This window comes from Belliella kenyensis, from assembly GCF_022549675.1.
Classification (GTDB): Bacteria; Bacteroidota; Bacteroidia; order Cytophagales; family Cyclobacteriaceae; genus Belliella; species Belliella kenyensis.
Window position 1 is genome coordinate 74,164 of the sequence record NZ_JAKZGR010000001.1, and the last position, 15,965, is coordinate 90,128.

At 36.3% G+C, this 15,965-nt stretch carries 12 protein-coding genes; 7 read left to right on the top strand and 5 right to left on the bottom strand.

Annotated elements, in window-relative coordinates; genetic code table 11:
- Position 1 precedes the first annotated feature (1 nt).
- The 4 genes from MM214_RS00300 (at position 2) to MM214_RS00315 (ending at position 7,038) form a co-directional block, all read left to right on the top strand.
- Positions 2-907: a hydroxypyruvate isomerase family protein gene (locus tag MM214_RS00300; protein ID WP_241290724.1), complete on the top strand. Its 906-nt coding sequence runs from the start codon at positions 2-4 to the stop codon at positions 905-907.
- Between the two features lie 28 nt (positions 908-935).
- Complete coding sequence (locus tag MM214_RS00305; protein ID WP_241290726.1) at positions 936-2,834, top strand: beta-N-acetylhexosaminidase; 1,899 nt, start codon at positions 936-938, stop codon at positions 2,832-2,834.
- 172 nt (positions 2,835-3,006) lie between these two features.
- Positions 3,007-4,416 (top strand): Gfo/Idh/MocA family protein, encoded by a 1,410-nt coding sequence (locus tag MM214_RS00310; RefSeq protein ID WP_241290728.1) that lies wholly within the window; start codon positions 3,007-3,009, stop codon positions 4,414-4,416.
- 84 nt (positions 4,417-4,500) lie between these two features.
- Positions 4,501-7,038 carry a phosphocholine-specific phospholipase C gene (locus tag MM214_RS00315; protein WP_241290730.1) on the top strand — a complete coding sequence of 846 codons (2,538 nt, stop codon included), beginning with the start codon at positions 4,501-4,503 and terminating at the stop codon, positions 7,036-7,038.
- A gap of 42 nt (positions 7,039-7,080) precedes the next feature.
- Here MM214_RS00315 and MM214_RS00320 read toward each other — a convergent pair whose 3' ends face one another.
- Positions 7,081-9,408, bottom strand: coding sequence for a glucosamine-6-phosphate isomerase (locus MM214_RS00320; protein ID WP_241290732.1), 2,328 nt, complete (start codon positions 9,406-9,408; stop codon positions 7,081-7,083).
- A 380-nt stretch (positions 9,409-9,788) separates the two neighbouring features.
- On the opposite strand from MM214_RS00320, the gene agaR reads away from it, so the two are divergent.
- The 3 genes from agaR to MM214_RS00335 all read left to right on the top strand — a co-directional run bounded on the left by agaR (position 9,789) and on the right by MM214_RS00335 (position 11,731).
- Positions 9,789-10,550: a transcriptional repressor AgaR gene (gene agaR / locus MM214_RS00325; protein ID WP_241290734.1), complete on the top strand. Its 762-nt coding sequence runs from the start codon at positions 9,789-9,791 to the stop codon at positions 10,548-10,550.
- A 113-nt stretch (positions 10,551-10,663) separates the two neighbouring features.
- A complete protein-coding gene (locus MM214_RS00330; RefSeq protein WP_241290736.1) occupies positions 10,664-10,918 on the top strand; it encodes a GlsB/YeaQ/YmgE family stress response membrane protein in 255 nt (84 codons plus the stop codon).
- Positions 10,919-11,011: 93 nt separating this feature from the next.
- Complete coding sequence (locus tag MM214_RS00335) at positions 11,012-11,731, top strand: SDR family oxidoreductase (protein WP_241290737.1); 720 nt, start codon at positions 11,012-11,014, stop codon at positions 11,729-11,731.
- Positions 11,732-11,917: 186 nt separating this feature from the next.
- On the opposite strand, the gene MM214_RS00340 is transcribed toward MM214_RS00335, so the two are convergent.
- The 4 genes from MM214_RS00340 to MM214_RS00355 form a co-directional block, all read right to left on the bottom strand.
- Positions 11,918-13,270, bottom strand: coding sequence for a hypothetical protein (locus MM214_RS00340; protein WP_241290739.1), 1,353 nt, complete (start codon positions 13,268-13,270; stop codon positions 11,918-11,920).
- Positions 13,271-13,772: 502 nt separating this feature from the next.
- Positions 13,773-14,594, bottom strand: a complete 822-nt coding sequence (locus MM214_RS00345; protein ID WP_241290741.1) for a queuosine precursor transporter — start codon at positions 14,592-14,594, stop codon at positions 13,773-13,775.
- Between the two features lie 2 nt (positions 14,595-14,596).
- Positions 14,597-15,514, bottom strand: a complete 918-nt coding sequence (locus tag MM214_RS00350; RefSeq protein WP_241290743.1) for a ribonuclease Z — start codon at positions 15,512-15,514, stop codon at positions 14,597-14,599.
- Positions 15,515-15,516: 2 nt separating this feature from the next.
- Entirely contained in the window at positions 15,517-15,897 is a 381-nt protein-coding gene (locus MM214_RS00355) for an STAS domain-containing protein (RefSeq protein WP_241290745.1), read from the bottom strand.
- Between the last annotated feature and the right edge of the window lie 68 nt (positions 15,898-15,965).

Here is a 15,965-nt window from a genome sequence, read left to right on the forward strand (position 1 = left end):
CATGAAAAGGAGAAAATTTATTGAGAAGATTTCTTGGGCTACGGTATTGACTACAATGGTACCTTTTGCAATGGAAGCCAAATCTCCGAAAGCTGTTAGAAATTTCAAGCTAAACTATGGACCTCATTTTGGGATGTTTGAGCAGCACGCAGGTAAAGACTTGATGTCACAACTTGACTTTATGGCTGATCAAGGATTTCGTTCATTGGAAGATAATGGGATGCTTGGAAGATCCACTGATGATCAAAACAAAATTTCCAAAAGGCTAGAAAAGCTCAATATGAAAATGGGCGTTTTTGTAGTGGATGGAGGAGATAATTGGAAAGTATCATTGACCTCGGGGAAAAGGGAGTTTTTGGATAATTTTCTAGATACTTGTAAAAGGTCTGTCGAAGTTGCCAAAAGAGTGAATGCTCAATGGATGACCGTAGTACCTGGTTTTTTTGAAAGAAACTTACCCATAGGCATACAAACAGGACATGTCATAGAAGCGTTGAAAAGAGGTGCAGAGATCTTTGAGCCACATGGGATGGTGATGGTTTTAGAACCTTTGAGTGATACACCTGAGCTATTTTTGAGACATTCAGATCAAAGCTACAGTATATGTAAAGCCGTGGGTAGCCCCGCTTGCAAGATTCTTTACGATTCTTACCATTTGCAAAGAAATGAAGGAAATTTAATTTCGAACATTGATAAATGCTGGGACGAAATTGCCTACTTTCAGGTGGGAGATAATCCTGGTCGAAAAGAACCAGGAACTGGAGAGATCAACCACCAAAACATGTTCAAATATATCTATGATAAAGGATACGATGGTATCATTGGTATGGAGCATGGTTTGTCCCAAAGAGGATTGGAAGGAGAGAAAAAATTGATAGCTTCTTATGTTGAGGCAGATAATTTTTGATAAAACTAAAACAAATAATAATTACCCTATGAAATTCAAAATCCAGTCATTATTGATTGCACTGTTTTTATGCAGTACTTTATCCTATGCCCAATTATCTGAAACACTACCCATCATTCCCCATCCTCAAGAGTTTCAGATAGGAGATGGTGAATTTGTTTTGACAGATAAAATGCAAGTTTTCTCAGAAAATGAATCGCTTAGAAATTCTGTTTCACTCTTGAACTTTCAGCTAGAGAAATTATATGGTATACAACTAAAACCAATCCTAAGATCTGAAAATAGCACCAAAATTAAATTAATTCATGATCCAAAAGTAGAACCTGAATCTTATCAGCTTCAAGTGGATCCAAATAGCATTCAAATAGTAGGAGGTGAGGCAGGAGTGTTTTACGGACTACAATCCTTGTTGCAACTCATCAAGGAAGAAGATGGAAAATTGAAAATTGCTAGTGTCGACATCAAAGATAAGCCTGAGTTTGGATATCGCGGATTGATGATAGATGTGAGTAGACATTTTAGGTCTTTGGACGAAATGAAAGAAATAGTAGACCTAATGGCTCATTTCAAACTGAATAGATTACACTGGCATCTCACTGATGATCAAGGCTGGAGATTAGAAATAAAAAAATATCCTAAGCTAACACAGCAAGCTGCATGGAGAGATTCTACCATAATTGGTCAGTATGGTGATTTTAAGCCATTTATCTATGATGGTAAGCCGCATGGTGGTTTTTATACCCAAAGTGAGGCTAGGGAACTAGTAGCATATGCTGCCAAAAGGCATATAACAGTCATTCCAGAAATAGAACTTCCAGGTCATACATCAGCAGTCCTTGCAGCTTATCCGGAGTTTGGAAGTTTTGATGTAGTCAATGGCGTCCCGTTAAAAGGAAATATTGACGCAAAAAGAGAGAATGGAAACCCTTACAATAATGAAATTCTAGGCTTTGTACCAGGTTATTGGGGTATTCTGTACAATATTTTTGGACCAAAAGAGCAAACTTTTCAGTTTTTGGAAGATGTGCTTACCGAAGTGATGGAAATTTTTCCAAGTAAATATATTCATATAGGTGGAGATGAAGTACCAAAGGATCACTGGATTACCTCAAGTCTAGCTCAAGAAGTTATCAAAAGAGAAAAGCTTAAGGATGAGCATGAGCTTCAAAGCTATTTCATCAAAAGAATTGAAAAATTCTTGAATAGTAAGGGAAGAAACCTAATCGGATGGGATGAAATTTTGGAGGGAGGACTAGCTCCAAACGCTACAGTTATGAGTTGGAGAGGAGAAGCTGGAGGTATTGCAGCAGCAAAGATGGGACACGATGTGATAATGACACCAAACAGCCATATGTATTTTGATCATGGACAAGGAAAGCAATCAGAAGAGCCTCTTTTTATATGTTGCTATTTGCCACTTGAAAAAGTGTACAGTTATCATCCAAGACCTAAGGATTTGACAACAGATCAACAAAAGCATGTTTTGGGTGTACAGGCCAATATGTGGACTGAATATGTGCCATCAAATGAAAAAATTCAATACATGATTTTCCCAAGGCTCCTAGCTCTATCTGAAGTGGCATGGATGCCTAAAGAAAAGAAAGAGTATGATCAGTTTGCAAAAACAAGACTTCCTGAAAGTCTCAATAGACTAGAAAAATTGGGAGTAAATTTTAGAATTCCAGAAGCTCAAGTAGAAATTTCTACCAATGGAAGTAAGAAAGAAGTGAAACTAACCTCAAGTGTGTCTGGAAGTAAGATTTATTATACATTTGACGGGCATTTGGCAGATAGAAGTTCACATTTGTATCAAGATAAAATTGATATGCCCATCGTGGGTTCAGGACAAAATCCATTGAAACTGAATTACATCATCGTCACGCCTGGTAATAGACAAAGCGGAATGTATAGTATAGTCATTGATTGATTAATTGGAATTAGTTTTAAATAACTTTGCCATTGATGGGTGATAGAAACCTATCTATAATAATCGCTGTAGATTATTTTGCTATGATTGATATCTTCAATCATAGCTTATGGCGAGGGGAAGAATATACATAAAAACGAACTGCTTGATTCAACCTTAATCATTTAATAATATGAACAAAAAAAGAAGGGAATTTTTGAAAATTTCAGGTCTCAGCGGTTTCGGACTATTAGGGACTTCTTTGAGTAATTTCAGCTCTGCTGATCAGCTTAAAAAGCTTCCTGATCATATTAAAAGTCCTTTTAATCAGCATTTCAATATGTCAGGTTATGCCGCTCCAAAACTTGATAGTGTTAGAGTGGGGTTCATAGGATTGGGTATGAGAGGGCCTTCTGCTGTATCAAGAATGAGTAGAATTGAAGGAGTTGAGATAGTGGCTCTATGTGATCTTAAAGAGGAAAAAGTAAAAAAAGTATCAAGTTCATTAAAAAATATCAATTCAAAGCCGGCTCAATATGCTGGGAGTTCTGATGTATGGAAAGAATTGGTAGACAGAGATGATCTAGACCTGATTTATATAGCCACTCCTTGGGAGTGGCATACTCCTATGGCGGTGTACGCTATGGAAGCTGGAAAACATGTAGCTGTTGAAGTACCAGCAGCGAAGACAATTGAGGAATGTTGGCAATTGGTAGAAACTTCAGAAAAAACTAAAAAGCATTGTATGATGCTTGAAAATTGCTGTTATGACTTTTTTGAATTGATGACCTTGAGTATGGCTAGAGATGGTTTTTTTGGGGATATTCTCCACGCTGAGGGTGCTTATATTCACGACCTTTTAGAGCTGAATTTCTCTAAAGAAGCCTACGAAGACATGTGGCGATTGAAAGAAAATTTCAGAGATGGAAACTTATATCCTACGCATGGTCTTGGACCAATTGCCCAAATAATGAATATCAATAGAGGGGATCAATTCGACTATTTATCATCACTTTCTTCGGCTGATTTTCACATGGGAAATAAGGCGAATGAGCTCGCAAATACTGATGGATTCTATGATTCATTCAAGAATAAAAGTTTTGGAGGCAACATGAATACTACAATGATAAAGACAAAGCAAGGTAAATCTTTGATGCTACAACATGACGTAACATCACCGAGGCCATATTCTAGACTTCATGCGATAAGTGGAACGAAAGCATTTGCACAAAAATACCCCAGTGAAAGGATATCACGTGGTCATTCTTGGATATCAGAACAGGAAGTTTCTGAATTGAGAGAGAAATATACTCCAGAAATCATCAAAAAAGTAGGAGATTTGGCACAGAAAATTGGTGGACATGGAGGTATGGATTTTATGATGGAATGGCGTCTTGTAGATTGCCTTAGAAACGGCTTGCCATTAGATCAAGATGTATATGATGCTGCACTTTGGTCTGTAATTTCACCATTGAGTGAATGGTCAGTACTCAATAGATCAAACTCAATTGATGTTCCTGATTTCACTCGTGGCGCATGGAAAACCAACATACCCATTGATATTACCCTAAATGGTGGTGGCTCAACCTCAGTAAAAATGTAAAACAATTTCTTAATATTAAATTTTGATTGATACATTGATTTGAAGTTATTTTTGATTCAGCTTCACCTTGCTTTATTTTAAACTATGACACAAACAACAGATCATTCACGAAGAGATTTTTTTAAAAAAGCGAGCATGCTGTTGGGTGGACTTTCTGTCTCTAGCCCTTTGATAGCAGCTATTCAAAAAGCCTATGATATTCAATCGAATCCAGGTAGTAGCTTCTATGATGCAGAACATATCGTCTTCTTAATGCAAGAAAATAGATCCTTTGATCATTGTTTTGGATCTTTGAAGGGAGTGAGGGGATTTAATGATCCTCGCGCCATTAAGCTATCCAATGGAAATCCCGTATGGTTTCAGCCAGATAGTAATGGTAAGTCTTACCCTCCGTTTAGGTTGAACATGAAGGATTCAAATGCCACTTGGTTAGGAGATTTGCCACATTCTTGGGAAAATCAAGTTGATGCATATAATGCAGGAAAGTTTGATAAATGGATAATAGCCAAAAAGCCTTCGAATAAGGAGTTCAATCATATTCCATTGACTATGGGTTATTATCAGCGGCAAGATATTCCCTTTTATTATGCTCTAGCTGATGCCTTTACTGTTGCTGATCAGCACTTCTGCTCCTCACTGACAGGAACTACTACCAATAGGATGTTTTTTTGGACTGGAAAGACTCATGGGGCTGATGGTGATAAACCAAAAGTTAGAAATTCTGAAGTCGACTATGAAAAAGAGGTGGATTGGTTAACTTTTCCGGAAATTTTGGAAGATAATCAGGTCTCATGGAGAATCTATCAAAATGAAGTAAGCATCAAAACAGGTCTTTCTGGAGAAGCAGAAAGCCTTTTGGCTAATTTTACAGATAATAACTTGGAATGGTTTAGCCAGTATCAAGTCAGGTTCTGCAAAGGGCATTTGAATTATTGCAAAACCGTAAATGACACTTTTCCAGAAATCATAGATAAGGCAGAGAAAGAACTGCTTACCACTAAACTGGAAGACATAGCAGGTTTAGAGCTAGAATTGAGTAAAAAGAGGAAAACTCTTTTATATGCCATCAAAACTTTAAAAGATTACAGTCAGGCAAATTTCCTTAAGCTTGACCAGAGGTCAAGAAAATTACATAGCCGCGCATTTGTTACCAACGAAAATGATCCAGATTATCATAAAATTGATTCCTTTGCTTATGAAAATAATGGAGAAATCCACGAGGTTTATATACCAAAAGGCGATATATTAAAATCGTTTAGAGATGATGTCAAAAATGGGAAACTACCCACCGTGTCATGGCTAGTTGCTCCCCAGAAATTTTCAGATCACCCATCTTCTCCATGGTATGGTGCTTGGTATGTATCCGAAGTGTTGAATATACTTACTGAAAACCCTGAAATGTGGAAAAAAACAATCTTCATCTTAAACTATGATGAAAATGATGGTTATTTTGATCATATTCCTCCATTTTTAGCTCCAAATGAGCAAGACCAGCAAACTGGTAAGCTATCAAAAGGCTTGAGTACAAAAGGAGAGTGGGTAAGCTATGAACAAGAGATTCAAGCTGGATTTGATCAAAAGGATGCAAGAGAAAGTCCAGTGGGATTAGGATATAGGGTACCTCTAATTGTGGCTTCGCCTTGGTCTAAGGGAGGTTGGGTGAATTCTCAAATTTGTGATTTAACATCGAGTTTGATGTTTTTAGAAACTTTTTTAAGTAAAAAAACTAGGAAAGCAATTCATTGCCCCAATATTAGTTCCTGGAGAAGGGAGATTTGTGGAGACCTAACTTCAATGTTTAGAGAGGTAGATGGACAGCATTTAGATTTTGGGGCTATTGATCAAAAGGCTCACATGGAATGGATACATTCTGCAAAAAGTTTGAATCTTCCAAAGGATTTTGTCACGGTCCATGAGGAGGATTTGTTTTCTGACCAATGCCAACAGTTTATCAGCCCACAGGAAGTAGGAGTGAAGCCTTCCAACATTATACCCTACGAGCATTATTGTGATTTAGAATTGGATTCGAATAAAATTAAGACTTTCTTTTCATGTGGAGAAGAGATTTTTGGTAAGCAATCTAAAGGTGCACCTTTAAAAGTGTTTGCTAGAGCTGGATATCGAAATCCTCAAAAAGATTCGAATCAATTTGCGTGGGATTTTGCAGTAAAGACTGGTGATACTTTATCATATGAATGGTTTCAAGAATGTTTTGAGGATGGAGAGGTTGCACTTGATATTCATGGGCCAAATGGTTTTTGGAGATCTATAATGTCAAAAAAATCAAATAACCATAAATTGGGATTTGCAACAAAATATAAGGCGACTAATTCAGATCATATTTCAATCACACTAATCCTAAACAACAATAGCAAGGATGCTTTCACTGCTTTATTAATTGATAATCAATTCCCTGAAATTTCGAAGAAAATCCTTTTTCAACCTAATGATAAATACCTTTGGACAGTTGATCTTTCGAAAACAAAGGGTTGGTATGACCTATCAGTGAGCAAACTTGATAAAAGCTTTGAATATCATTTGGCTGGTAGAGTGGATGGTGCGTTTAGCACGATTACAGATCCCCAAATGGGGCATATAACCATAAAAGGCCAATCAATGTAAATTGACTAGCCTCTTAAAGTGATTTTCTATTTGATTGAATAACTATATAAACCCTTCAATGGATTTTTCTAGTTCCCTTGCGTGAGACAAAAACTCCTCGACATTCATATCTTTGATATAGATCAAACCATGGCTAGCTCTTACTTTGGCAGATTCATGTAAGTAGAAGTAATTTTTGCCAAGTAGTAATTGGATATCTTGGAGCTGATCTACCCAAATTCTTTTTGCGACAGTACTGAACTTACCATTATGTGCATAGCTAGGGAATGATGCATTTACTTGACTTAAATAGCAATTTGCAAATGAATCTTCCATGACAGACATATCACCAAGAGAGACTGGTACGATTACATTTGCTTCATAAGGTTCGAATTTGAACCAAACGTTTCTGTAACCTACAACCCGGAAATTCTCTAAATTTTCCTCTTCATTCCATTGTCTCACTGCCTCAGCAGTTGCCTGCAAAACCTTATAATGTGTGTCTGGTCCCGAACCCTCAGGGTCGAGGGTTAAACTCAAAATCGTTGGTTTTACTTTTCTCAGCAAATCAAGGATAGGTTCGACGTCTCTCTTCTTGTCGGGTTGCTCTGTGAAAATGTCCCCAGTATAGAATCCAAGACGTAAGTGATGTACATTTTTGACTTGAACTCCAAAATGAGCCCAAACCAACTCCTCCTCAAACTCTCTGACCATACCTTTCAACTTTTGAATTTTTGAAGGATTCTTTTCACCATCATAAGAATTCCTAAGGATACTGATCAAGTCATTGATAGTTTCTCGTAAAGTTTGTTGATTTTTCACTTCATAAATACCTACAATAGCTCGAACAAGTCTATGACATAATCCTCTCAATCGTTGATTGGCATTTTCAGAAGCCACATTGGTGAGAAAATGATAGACATCTTTATCCGTTTTAAGCTTGTAACCGACATCAAAGAAATCCTCATATTTCACCATTTGAATTTCATTATTGTCCAATAGCTTCTTTGTATGAAGCAAGGTGTCAATGATGAAAGTGTTTGTCACAGCTGTAAATCCTGAAGTAAGTACGGAGAAATGTACTTCATTTGAATTCTCTTGAAGTTGAGTAGTGATCTGAGGCAGAATTCCCAAAGAGATATCATCATGATGTGGACCAGTATGAAGAATCACCTCATTACTTTGTCTTTCTGTGCCTCTTTTCATTTTTGCGATCATGCTTTCCATGACTTTTTCAACTGTATTCTCGGAAAGATCGGGAATCATCGAAGTGTATTTATCTTTTTTCAAATCCTCCAACTTCAATCTATCTCCATACTTCTTCAATTTTTTGCATAAAGAGATCACAGCTCTTTCGGTCTTTTCCCAAGTCCATTCACCCTCTGAGTAGTAAGCATCTACTGAATCTGTGAGTTTAATCGCCGCACCTTTTGTGAGATAAAATCTACCGTTCTTCAATTTTTGAATGCTTGTAGCAGGATATAAGTTGTTCAGCGGGTTTTCTAAGGAGTCTTTGATGATCTGGGCCTTAGCCTCTCCAGCTGCTATTATGATGGCGACTGCGTCTGAATTGTAAGTGATCGTATCCAAGCCTATCGTAATGACTAGCCTATTTGAAGAAACCTCAATGCCACCCAAATCACCTGCTGCTACTGCTTGAGTTTCGAAGTTTGTTTCTGTCAGCCTAGTTGCTGAATACATATGGGTGCCTCGCGTGTTGAAGGCTATGTGTCCATCGGGACCTATTCCACCAAGGAAAAAACCAATGCCTCCCTTGGACCTGATTTTATCTTCATATTCACCACACCATTTATCGATGAGATAAATTGATTCTTGCTGAATCCTCTCCAGGTCATTGATCGGCTCCCTAAACCTTAAAGAAAGATCTACATGAAGCTTTGGAAAAACTTCACTGAAATGCCTTCCTCCAGCAAGTGGAATTTCATCAGAATTTATAAGTATTGCATTATCAGGATTTAGACCGAAACCTTCAATGTAAAATTTGTTTACATAGTGAAAGAAACTGTTTGCTTGCTTTGATGAGATGGGGAAAAATTCATCTATTTGTACAAATGTAAGGTTTCGTAAGTTTGGCTTTTCACATTTATCCAATCCATATTTTTTCCTGATATCCTTACCCTTCTGATTTTCCCAATTTTCAAGAATGTACTTTGTCCACTTGATAAAATATTCAGGAGTCTTTCCAGTTGGTAGACTGATTACTCCATCAGGATTGCTTGAAACCCACTCTAGAAACCTACAAGCTGTGATCAACCCTAGTTTGGGAAAGTTATCAACTGTAATGTAAGGAGTCAAAGTATTGCTAGCCTTTTGTTTAGATTCATGAACAAATGCTAGTTCGACGGGACTGAGATTAATCTGAGTATTCATGGTCATTGATATTTGGAAATGATATGGTGTTTATTTTACTAAATTCGATTTTATAATGAGCTACTTTTGACTTCTTTTAATTATTGATTTAAGTCCCAAATGGTTTTGAAATAACAGCACCGAATATTTTTTATTCATCTTATTCAAATGTTTTTATTGAATAAATAATTAATTGAAACTGAAATTTTCCGAAATAAAAGTAGTAATAAAACGAATGAATATGAAAATAAATCAAATAAAAAATAGCAAAAAATTTGTTGAAAACTTATTTAATTTTCATGATGGTTTTAATTCCTTTTGGTATTATGCAATTTGAAAGAAATTATGCTTATCTTTGAATTCACTATTTAATTCGTGAGTTTAGTAATAAACATCCCCAAATGAAAAAAACGGCTTTAAGAAGATCGAAAATACTTGAAGAATTGGAATCAAGCGGTCAAGTAAATGTTGCTGAACTCAGCAAAGAGTTTCAGGTGAGCGAGGTGACTATCAGGAATGATTTGGCAAATTTGGAGAGAAATAAGCTATTGGTCAGGGCTCACGGAGGTGCTTTTAAGACAAATACCTTGGCCGTTCATGTAGCAGAAAGAAAGAAGACCAACTTAGAAGCCAAAAAAGCTATCGGAAGGGCAGCTGCTGAATTGATAGTCGAAGGAGACTCCATCATTCTGGATTCAGGGACTACTACCTTGGAGGTATCTAAAAATATAGGGAATTTTGAAAGGCTATCAGTTATTAGCAATGCTTTGGACATCATCAATAACCTTGCTAGCTCAGAAAATATTGAGGTGATAGTACCAGGCGGATTTTTGAGAAAGTTTTCGATGTCTTTAGTCGGTCCGCTTGCAGAAAAAAACTTCAAGCAAGTGCATTGTAATAAATTGTTTTTAGGTGTAGATGGATTCAAATCAGATCATGGCATATATACTTATAATATGGAAGAAGCGTACCTCAATCAATTGATGATAGAGGTAGCGGAAGAAGTAATTGTCGTCGCTGATTCTTCCAAATTCAAAAAAATTGGATTCGCATTTATAGCAGGCTTTAGTAAAATCCATAAAGTGATTACCGATAATGGTATAGAAGAGGAATTTATTAAGATGCTTCAGAGGAATAATGTAGAGGTTATAATTGCAAATTAAAATTCTATAGAACTTTTTAGGTTGTTAAACTTACGTAACAATGCGTAGCATACATTCTTGGTTATCTTATTCGGGTTTAGCTATCTTCATATCTAGATAAAAAACTAAATATTATGAGCTGGATAGCATACATTATTTTTGGATTGATTGCAGGTGTTATTGCAAAGATGATTCATCCAGGAAAGGATCCTGGAGGATGGATAATTACTATTTTGCTGGGGATCTTAGGTTCTTTGGTAGGAAGATGGTTAGCTGGTATTTTAGGCTTGGTGGTCAGTGGGAGTTTTTGGAGTCCTATGAATTGGATTGTATCCATTGGCGGGGCTGTACTACTGCTATTCATTCATGCTAAGTTGACCAAAAAATAAATTTTTGTTTTTTCTTATAAACAAACTTTTTCTTGTAATTGGGGGTTCTAAACTTACATTTTCACAATTAAGTTGAACTTAGAATCGAAAGAAATGCAAGATTTAGAACAAAAAACAGTTTTGATTACAGGTGGGAGTAAAGGAATAGGATTTGGTATTGCTGAATCCTTATTAGCAGCTGGTATGAGAGTCGCCATCACCAGTAGATCTCAAGAGGCTGCTGATGAAGCTGCTTCCAAATTGCAAAAAATAGGTAAAGGGGAGGTAATCGGAATAGCCGCAGATGTAAGAAATCTAGAGTCTCAAGAAAATGCTGTAAGTAAATTGATAGATCAGTGGGGACAACTGGACGTAGTCATTGCAAATGCTGGAATTGGTCACTTTGCTTCGATAGAAAATTTGACCTCAGAACAATGGCAAGAAACAATAGATACCAATTTGACAGGTGTTTTTTATAGCATCAAAGCAGGACTTGAAGGATTAAAAAGCACCAAAGGTTATTTTATAACAATCTCAAGTTTGGCTGGAACAAACTTTTTTGCAAATGGGTCTGCATACAATGCAAGTAAGTTTGGAGTCACAGGTTTTTCACAAGCTGTGATGCTAGATTTGAGAAAGTATGGAATCAAAGTATCTACGATTATGCCTGGCTCTGTGGCCACTTACTTCAACGATCATCAGCCTAGCGAAGCAGATGCTTGGAAGATACAAATTGAAGATTTGGGTCAGATGGTAGTCGATTTATTGAGAATGAATCCTAGAACCCTACCGAGTAAAATCGAAGTGAGGCCTACCATGCCTCCAAATGCTTAATGGATCAATCGTGTTGTTAAAAAAAATGGCCTTTCTCCATAAATGATTCACTATATTTGAGTTCGAGTGAAGTGCTCTTATTTAACTTCACTTGAACTCAATTATTTTTTTCTTAGTTTTCCAGTTGATATACTTGTATTGATTGTAATAACCTAATCCATATTGACTTAAGTTTTGAATCGTATATCAATCTAATACTCCAATACTTTTATCCTCATCGTGCATGTTGAATCTTCTTAGGATTTGATTGATGTATTTTAGGTCGCTTTTAGGCATTGGGTCACCTGATCTCTGAAGTGCGATTAGATTTTCTCTGTATTTTAGAAATGAGGTTTTTGCATTTTTGAAATCTTCCATTCTTAAGTATATCAGGCCCTCTTCCAAATCTAAATCAACCATTGGTTCCAAAGCCATCTCTCTTGCATTATTGATATATGTGAGTGCTTGAAGATTAGTATCTAAATCGTTGCCCAACCTTCTGTACAATTTACTCAATAGTAAGTATTCATCTTCGGTAGCCATTTCCATGCTTTCTATTCGTTCTGCTAGAAGTAGAGAATATTCGTAATTCTTGCTGTAAAATTCCTGCCAAGCCGTATAACTAATGGCATTTGATAAGATAGCCATTACTTGTTTATTAGAGGTATTGTATTGACCAATATGCTCTTTCCAGTATTCTGCGGCTACACTTTTGACAAGTTTGTTTTGTTCATTGTTGTAATTTGCACCTATCCTTTGCATATTTTCTGCTGTAAGGTAAGATGCAGCTAATCCAAGGGTATAAGCATCGTCAAAATTATAATAGGTTCCATTTTTTGCATTCCCATAAGCCATTACAGCAGAAGATGCTAAGGTGGTGATGGTGCCCCAGGTTCTTGCTCGATTTTCTGCTTTGATTGCTTGATTGAGATTTATTAAGTTATGGTCGAGTACTGTATTCGCAAGGCATTCAGAGAGCATCTTGACGATATCGGCTTCATCTTTTGCCAAAGAAAGTGATCCTGTTGTCAATATGATCATCCCATTATCAAATGAAAAGTATGTGGGTTCGGTTGATTTGATTATAGCCAAATGAACTACACGGTTCTTGTCTTTGATCAAATAACTTGGGTGAATTTTAAAAATCAATTGATATAGATAATCGTACAATACCTCATCTTCGAATACTAAATTGTTCTGCTTGACTTCTTCCAAAAACTCCATTGCATCTGTGTGTAAAAGGTCTCTATTAGAACTGTACCAGCCATTGTTTTGAATATCACGAGCTCGGTATTTGAACCATTGATTTTCCCAAAATGTAAAGTCATCATCAATTAAGTCAATTCTATCGGTATTTACGTGGACATTATCAAATGAACTTTTAATAAGGTATTGAGTTCTTTCTGAATACTCGGTTTCCTTATATCCTAAAATATTCACCGTATCTCCCACTTGAAAAGTCGAAAATTTTCTATTGACTATTCCTTGTTTGTGTTTTTGTGAGAAGGAGTGAAGAGAAATTAAAAATAGAAGAGAGAAAATTACTAGCTTTTTGGTCATGATTTTGCTGGATTAGTTATTAAAACTAACGACAACTTTTTTCAAAGGTTAGTATAAATCCAAAAACTTAACATCAGGCAGTCAAAATTATGGCTTGTTAGTGCAACTAAATTGAATAATTCTCAAGCTGAAGACGAAATTTTACTCAGACATTTTGCTTCAGATGTAGACTTCTATCTTGATAATCTTAATTATGGATATACAGAACTTTACCAATAACATTACAAAATTCCGATTTATCTAACTTCCAATATAAATTGATATTGGATACTTATGGATATTGAGCATTAACAAGCTGTTGACCCAATGAATTAAAGTTACTGATAAAAAAAAGCGTTTGATCAGAATCTTAATTTTTCATTTCCTTATCGGTATATCAATTCGCCAATACTACCAAATGTTCATCTCAAAAATCAACAAGTAACCAATTCTATGAATATCCGAATTAAGCTAAATCGACTATTATAAGATTAATTGACAAAGTTTTGAGTTTTTAAAAATTTCAAAGAAAAGAAGTGTCTTCCATTGCTTCTTGTGTCATTTTTTCTGCTATTTCCTTTCCCAAATACCTATCAATAAGATGATGTCCTAGATACAATAGAGGTGTAAGAAGTATAGCCACAGAGAACTTGTAGATATAATTGATAATCCCAACAGACACAACTTGCGCCCAGCTCCAATTTCCAAAAATGTAAAATGCAATTCCTAAGACCACAAAGGAATCAATAAATTGGGAAACCAATGTAGAGCCAGTAGCCCTAAGCCAGATCATTTTGGAACCTGTGATAAGTCTCAACTTTTGAAATACATAGACATCTATAAGTTGTCCTAGAAGAAAAGCAATCAAAGAACCGATGATAATGCCAAGTCCCTGTCTAAAGATCGTATTGAAAGCATAATGGATATTGAAATCATTACCTTCTGGATCTGGGCTATTGACTTCAAGCCAGAATGGTGCTGGAGCAAGCTGGGTGACAATGGCTATGATTACAAATATATATGCAATAAAAAAGGCCGTGATAAAGCTTATTTTTCTAACTCCTTTTTTTCCGAAATACTCATTGATGATATCTGTCGTGATAAAAACAATTGGCCAAATGACTGCTCCTGCTGTTAGGTTAAAGTCAAGCACATAATCTCCAAAAAAAGTCCAACCTACAGGTTCAAAACCAAGAGTCATTTCTCCAGAGAAAATCTTTACCCCGATAATTTCTGCTAAGATTGCGTTGGTAAGAAAAATGCCTGAAAGAATTATGAATAGATTGGTTTTCTTTGATTGAAAAGCGGCAGCTTTTTTTGTGGCTACAGGTAATGGTTCTATCATATTTACACTATTGGATAAGTAATGCCTTCTTCCCCTAATACACTTTCAGAAAATGATGCTTGAGCCTGTTCTAATAAAGGTGCTAAGTTTAGGTATCTTGTTGAGAAGTGTCCTAGTATTAATTTTTTTGCGTTGATCTTTGCAGCAATGAGTCCCGCTTGTCTGGCCGTGCTGTGAAATGTATCTACTGCCCTTTCTACTTCATCATCTCCAAATGTAGCTTCATGATAGATGGTAGTCACCCCTTGGATATTGGCAGTCAAGTCGATTGGGTCATAGATTGTATCTGAGCAAAAAGCGTATGACCTCAAAGGAGCAGGAGGGATGGTGTACTCTGTTACGCTGTAGTGGTCACCGTTTTTATCGGTATAGTCTATACCTTTTCTTAGAGAGTTGATTGCTTCTATACTTATTTTCTTTTCAAGAAGTTTTGCTTTATTCATATTGAGCAAACCCTGCTTTTCTTGAATAAGAAACCCCGTACAAGGTATGCGATGCTTAAGTGGAAAAGAGTAAACGCGAAAATTTCTTTCCTCCAATATCAATGCTTTCACATCCGCATCTGTAGATACGAACCTTATAGGATAATTGAGTTTGGTATTGCTATACTTTAGCTGAATGGTAATGATTTCATCAAGTCCTTTGGGACCAAAAATAGTGAGAAGCTTCGATCTCCTATGTAAATGAAAAGTGGTGATCAATCCCATGAGACCATAATAATGATCACCATGTAAATGCGAAATAAATATATAATCTATTTTACTATATCGCAATTTGAAACTGCGCAATTGGTTTTGAGTGCCTTCTCCACAATCTAAGAGGAGATAAGATAATCCAATATTAACCAATTGCGCAGTCTGATTCCTGCCATGGGCAGGAATGGCAGCATTTGAGCCTAAGATTGTGACGGTAAAATCCAAAATTAATCTTCTTCCTCTTCTGCACCAGCAGTTTTGATGGTATGCATAAACACGGCCTCGGCAGCTTCTTCCAAGGTATCTACTATGGTAAATACTTTGTCAAGCATAGAAATTTTGATCAGCTTCAATACATGCTCTTGGGGAGCTACGATGACAAAAATTCCACCTTCTCTATTGAACTCTCTATTTCCCACAAGCAATGCGCTTAATCCACTAGAGTCAGCATATTTTACATGACTCATGTCAAGAATAAGGTTTTCATATCCTTCAGCATGTACAGTCAGTAATTCTGACTTTAGCTTTGGAGATAATGAAGAATCTAGTTTCTCTTCTTGTGGCGTAAATACAACGTATTGCTCTTTTTTATCAACTGTATATTTCATATCCTAAGTTTGTTTTCAATAATGCTTTTGTTCGTCTTTTGGTTCAATATTTCGATAGTGAACCTCAA

What these genes read in the sequence shown, in the direction of transcription:
- MM214_RS00300 (WP_241290724.1), top strand. Translation starts at nt 2, where the DNA reads ATGAAAAGGAGAAAATTTATTGAGAAGATTTCTTGGGCTACGGTATTG.
- MM214_RS00305 (WP_241290726.1), top strand. Translation starts at nt 936, where the DNA reads ATGAAATTCAAAATCCAGTCATTATTGATTGCACTGTTTTTATGCAGT.
- MM214_RS00310 (WP_241290728.1), top strand. Translation starts at nt 3,007, where the DNA reads ATGAACAAAAAAAGAAGGGAATTTTTGAAAATTTCAGGTCTCAGCGGT.
- MM214_RS00315 (WP_241290730.1), top strand. Translation starts at nt 4,501, where the DNA reads ATGACACAAACAACAGATCATTCACGAAGAGATTTTTTTAAAAAAGCG.
- MM214_RS00320 (WP_241290732.1), bottom strand. Translation starts at nt 9,408, where the DNA reads ATGAATACTCAGATTAATCTCAGTCCCGTCGAACTAGCATTTGTTCAT.
- agaR (WP_241290734.1), top strand. Translation starts at nt 9,789, where the DNA reads ATGAAAAAAACGGCTTTAAGAAGATCGAAAATACTTGAAGAATTGGAA.
- MM214_RS00330 (WP_241290736.1), top strand. Translation starts at nt 10,664, where the DNA reads ATGAGCTGGATAGCATACATTATTTTTGGATTGATTGCAGGTGTTATT.
- MM214_RS00335 (WP_241290737.1), top strand. Translation starts at nt 11,012, where the DNA reads ATGCAAGATTTAGAACAAAAAACAGTTTTGATTACAGGTGGGAGTAAA.
- MM214_RS00340 (WP_241290739.1), bottom strand. Translation starts at nt 13,270, where the DNA reads ATGACCAAAAAGCTAGTAATTTTCTCTCTTCTATTTTTAATTTCTCTT.
- MM214_RS00345 (WP_241290741.1), bottom strand. Translation starts at nt 14,594, where the DNA reads ATGATAGAACCATTACCTGTAGCCACAAAAAAAGCTGCCGCTTTTCAA.
- MM214_RS00355 (WP_241290745.1), bottom strand. Translation starts at nt 15,897, where the DNA reads ATGAAATATACAGTTGATAAAAAAGAGCAATACGTTGTATTTACGCCA.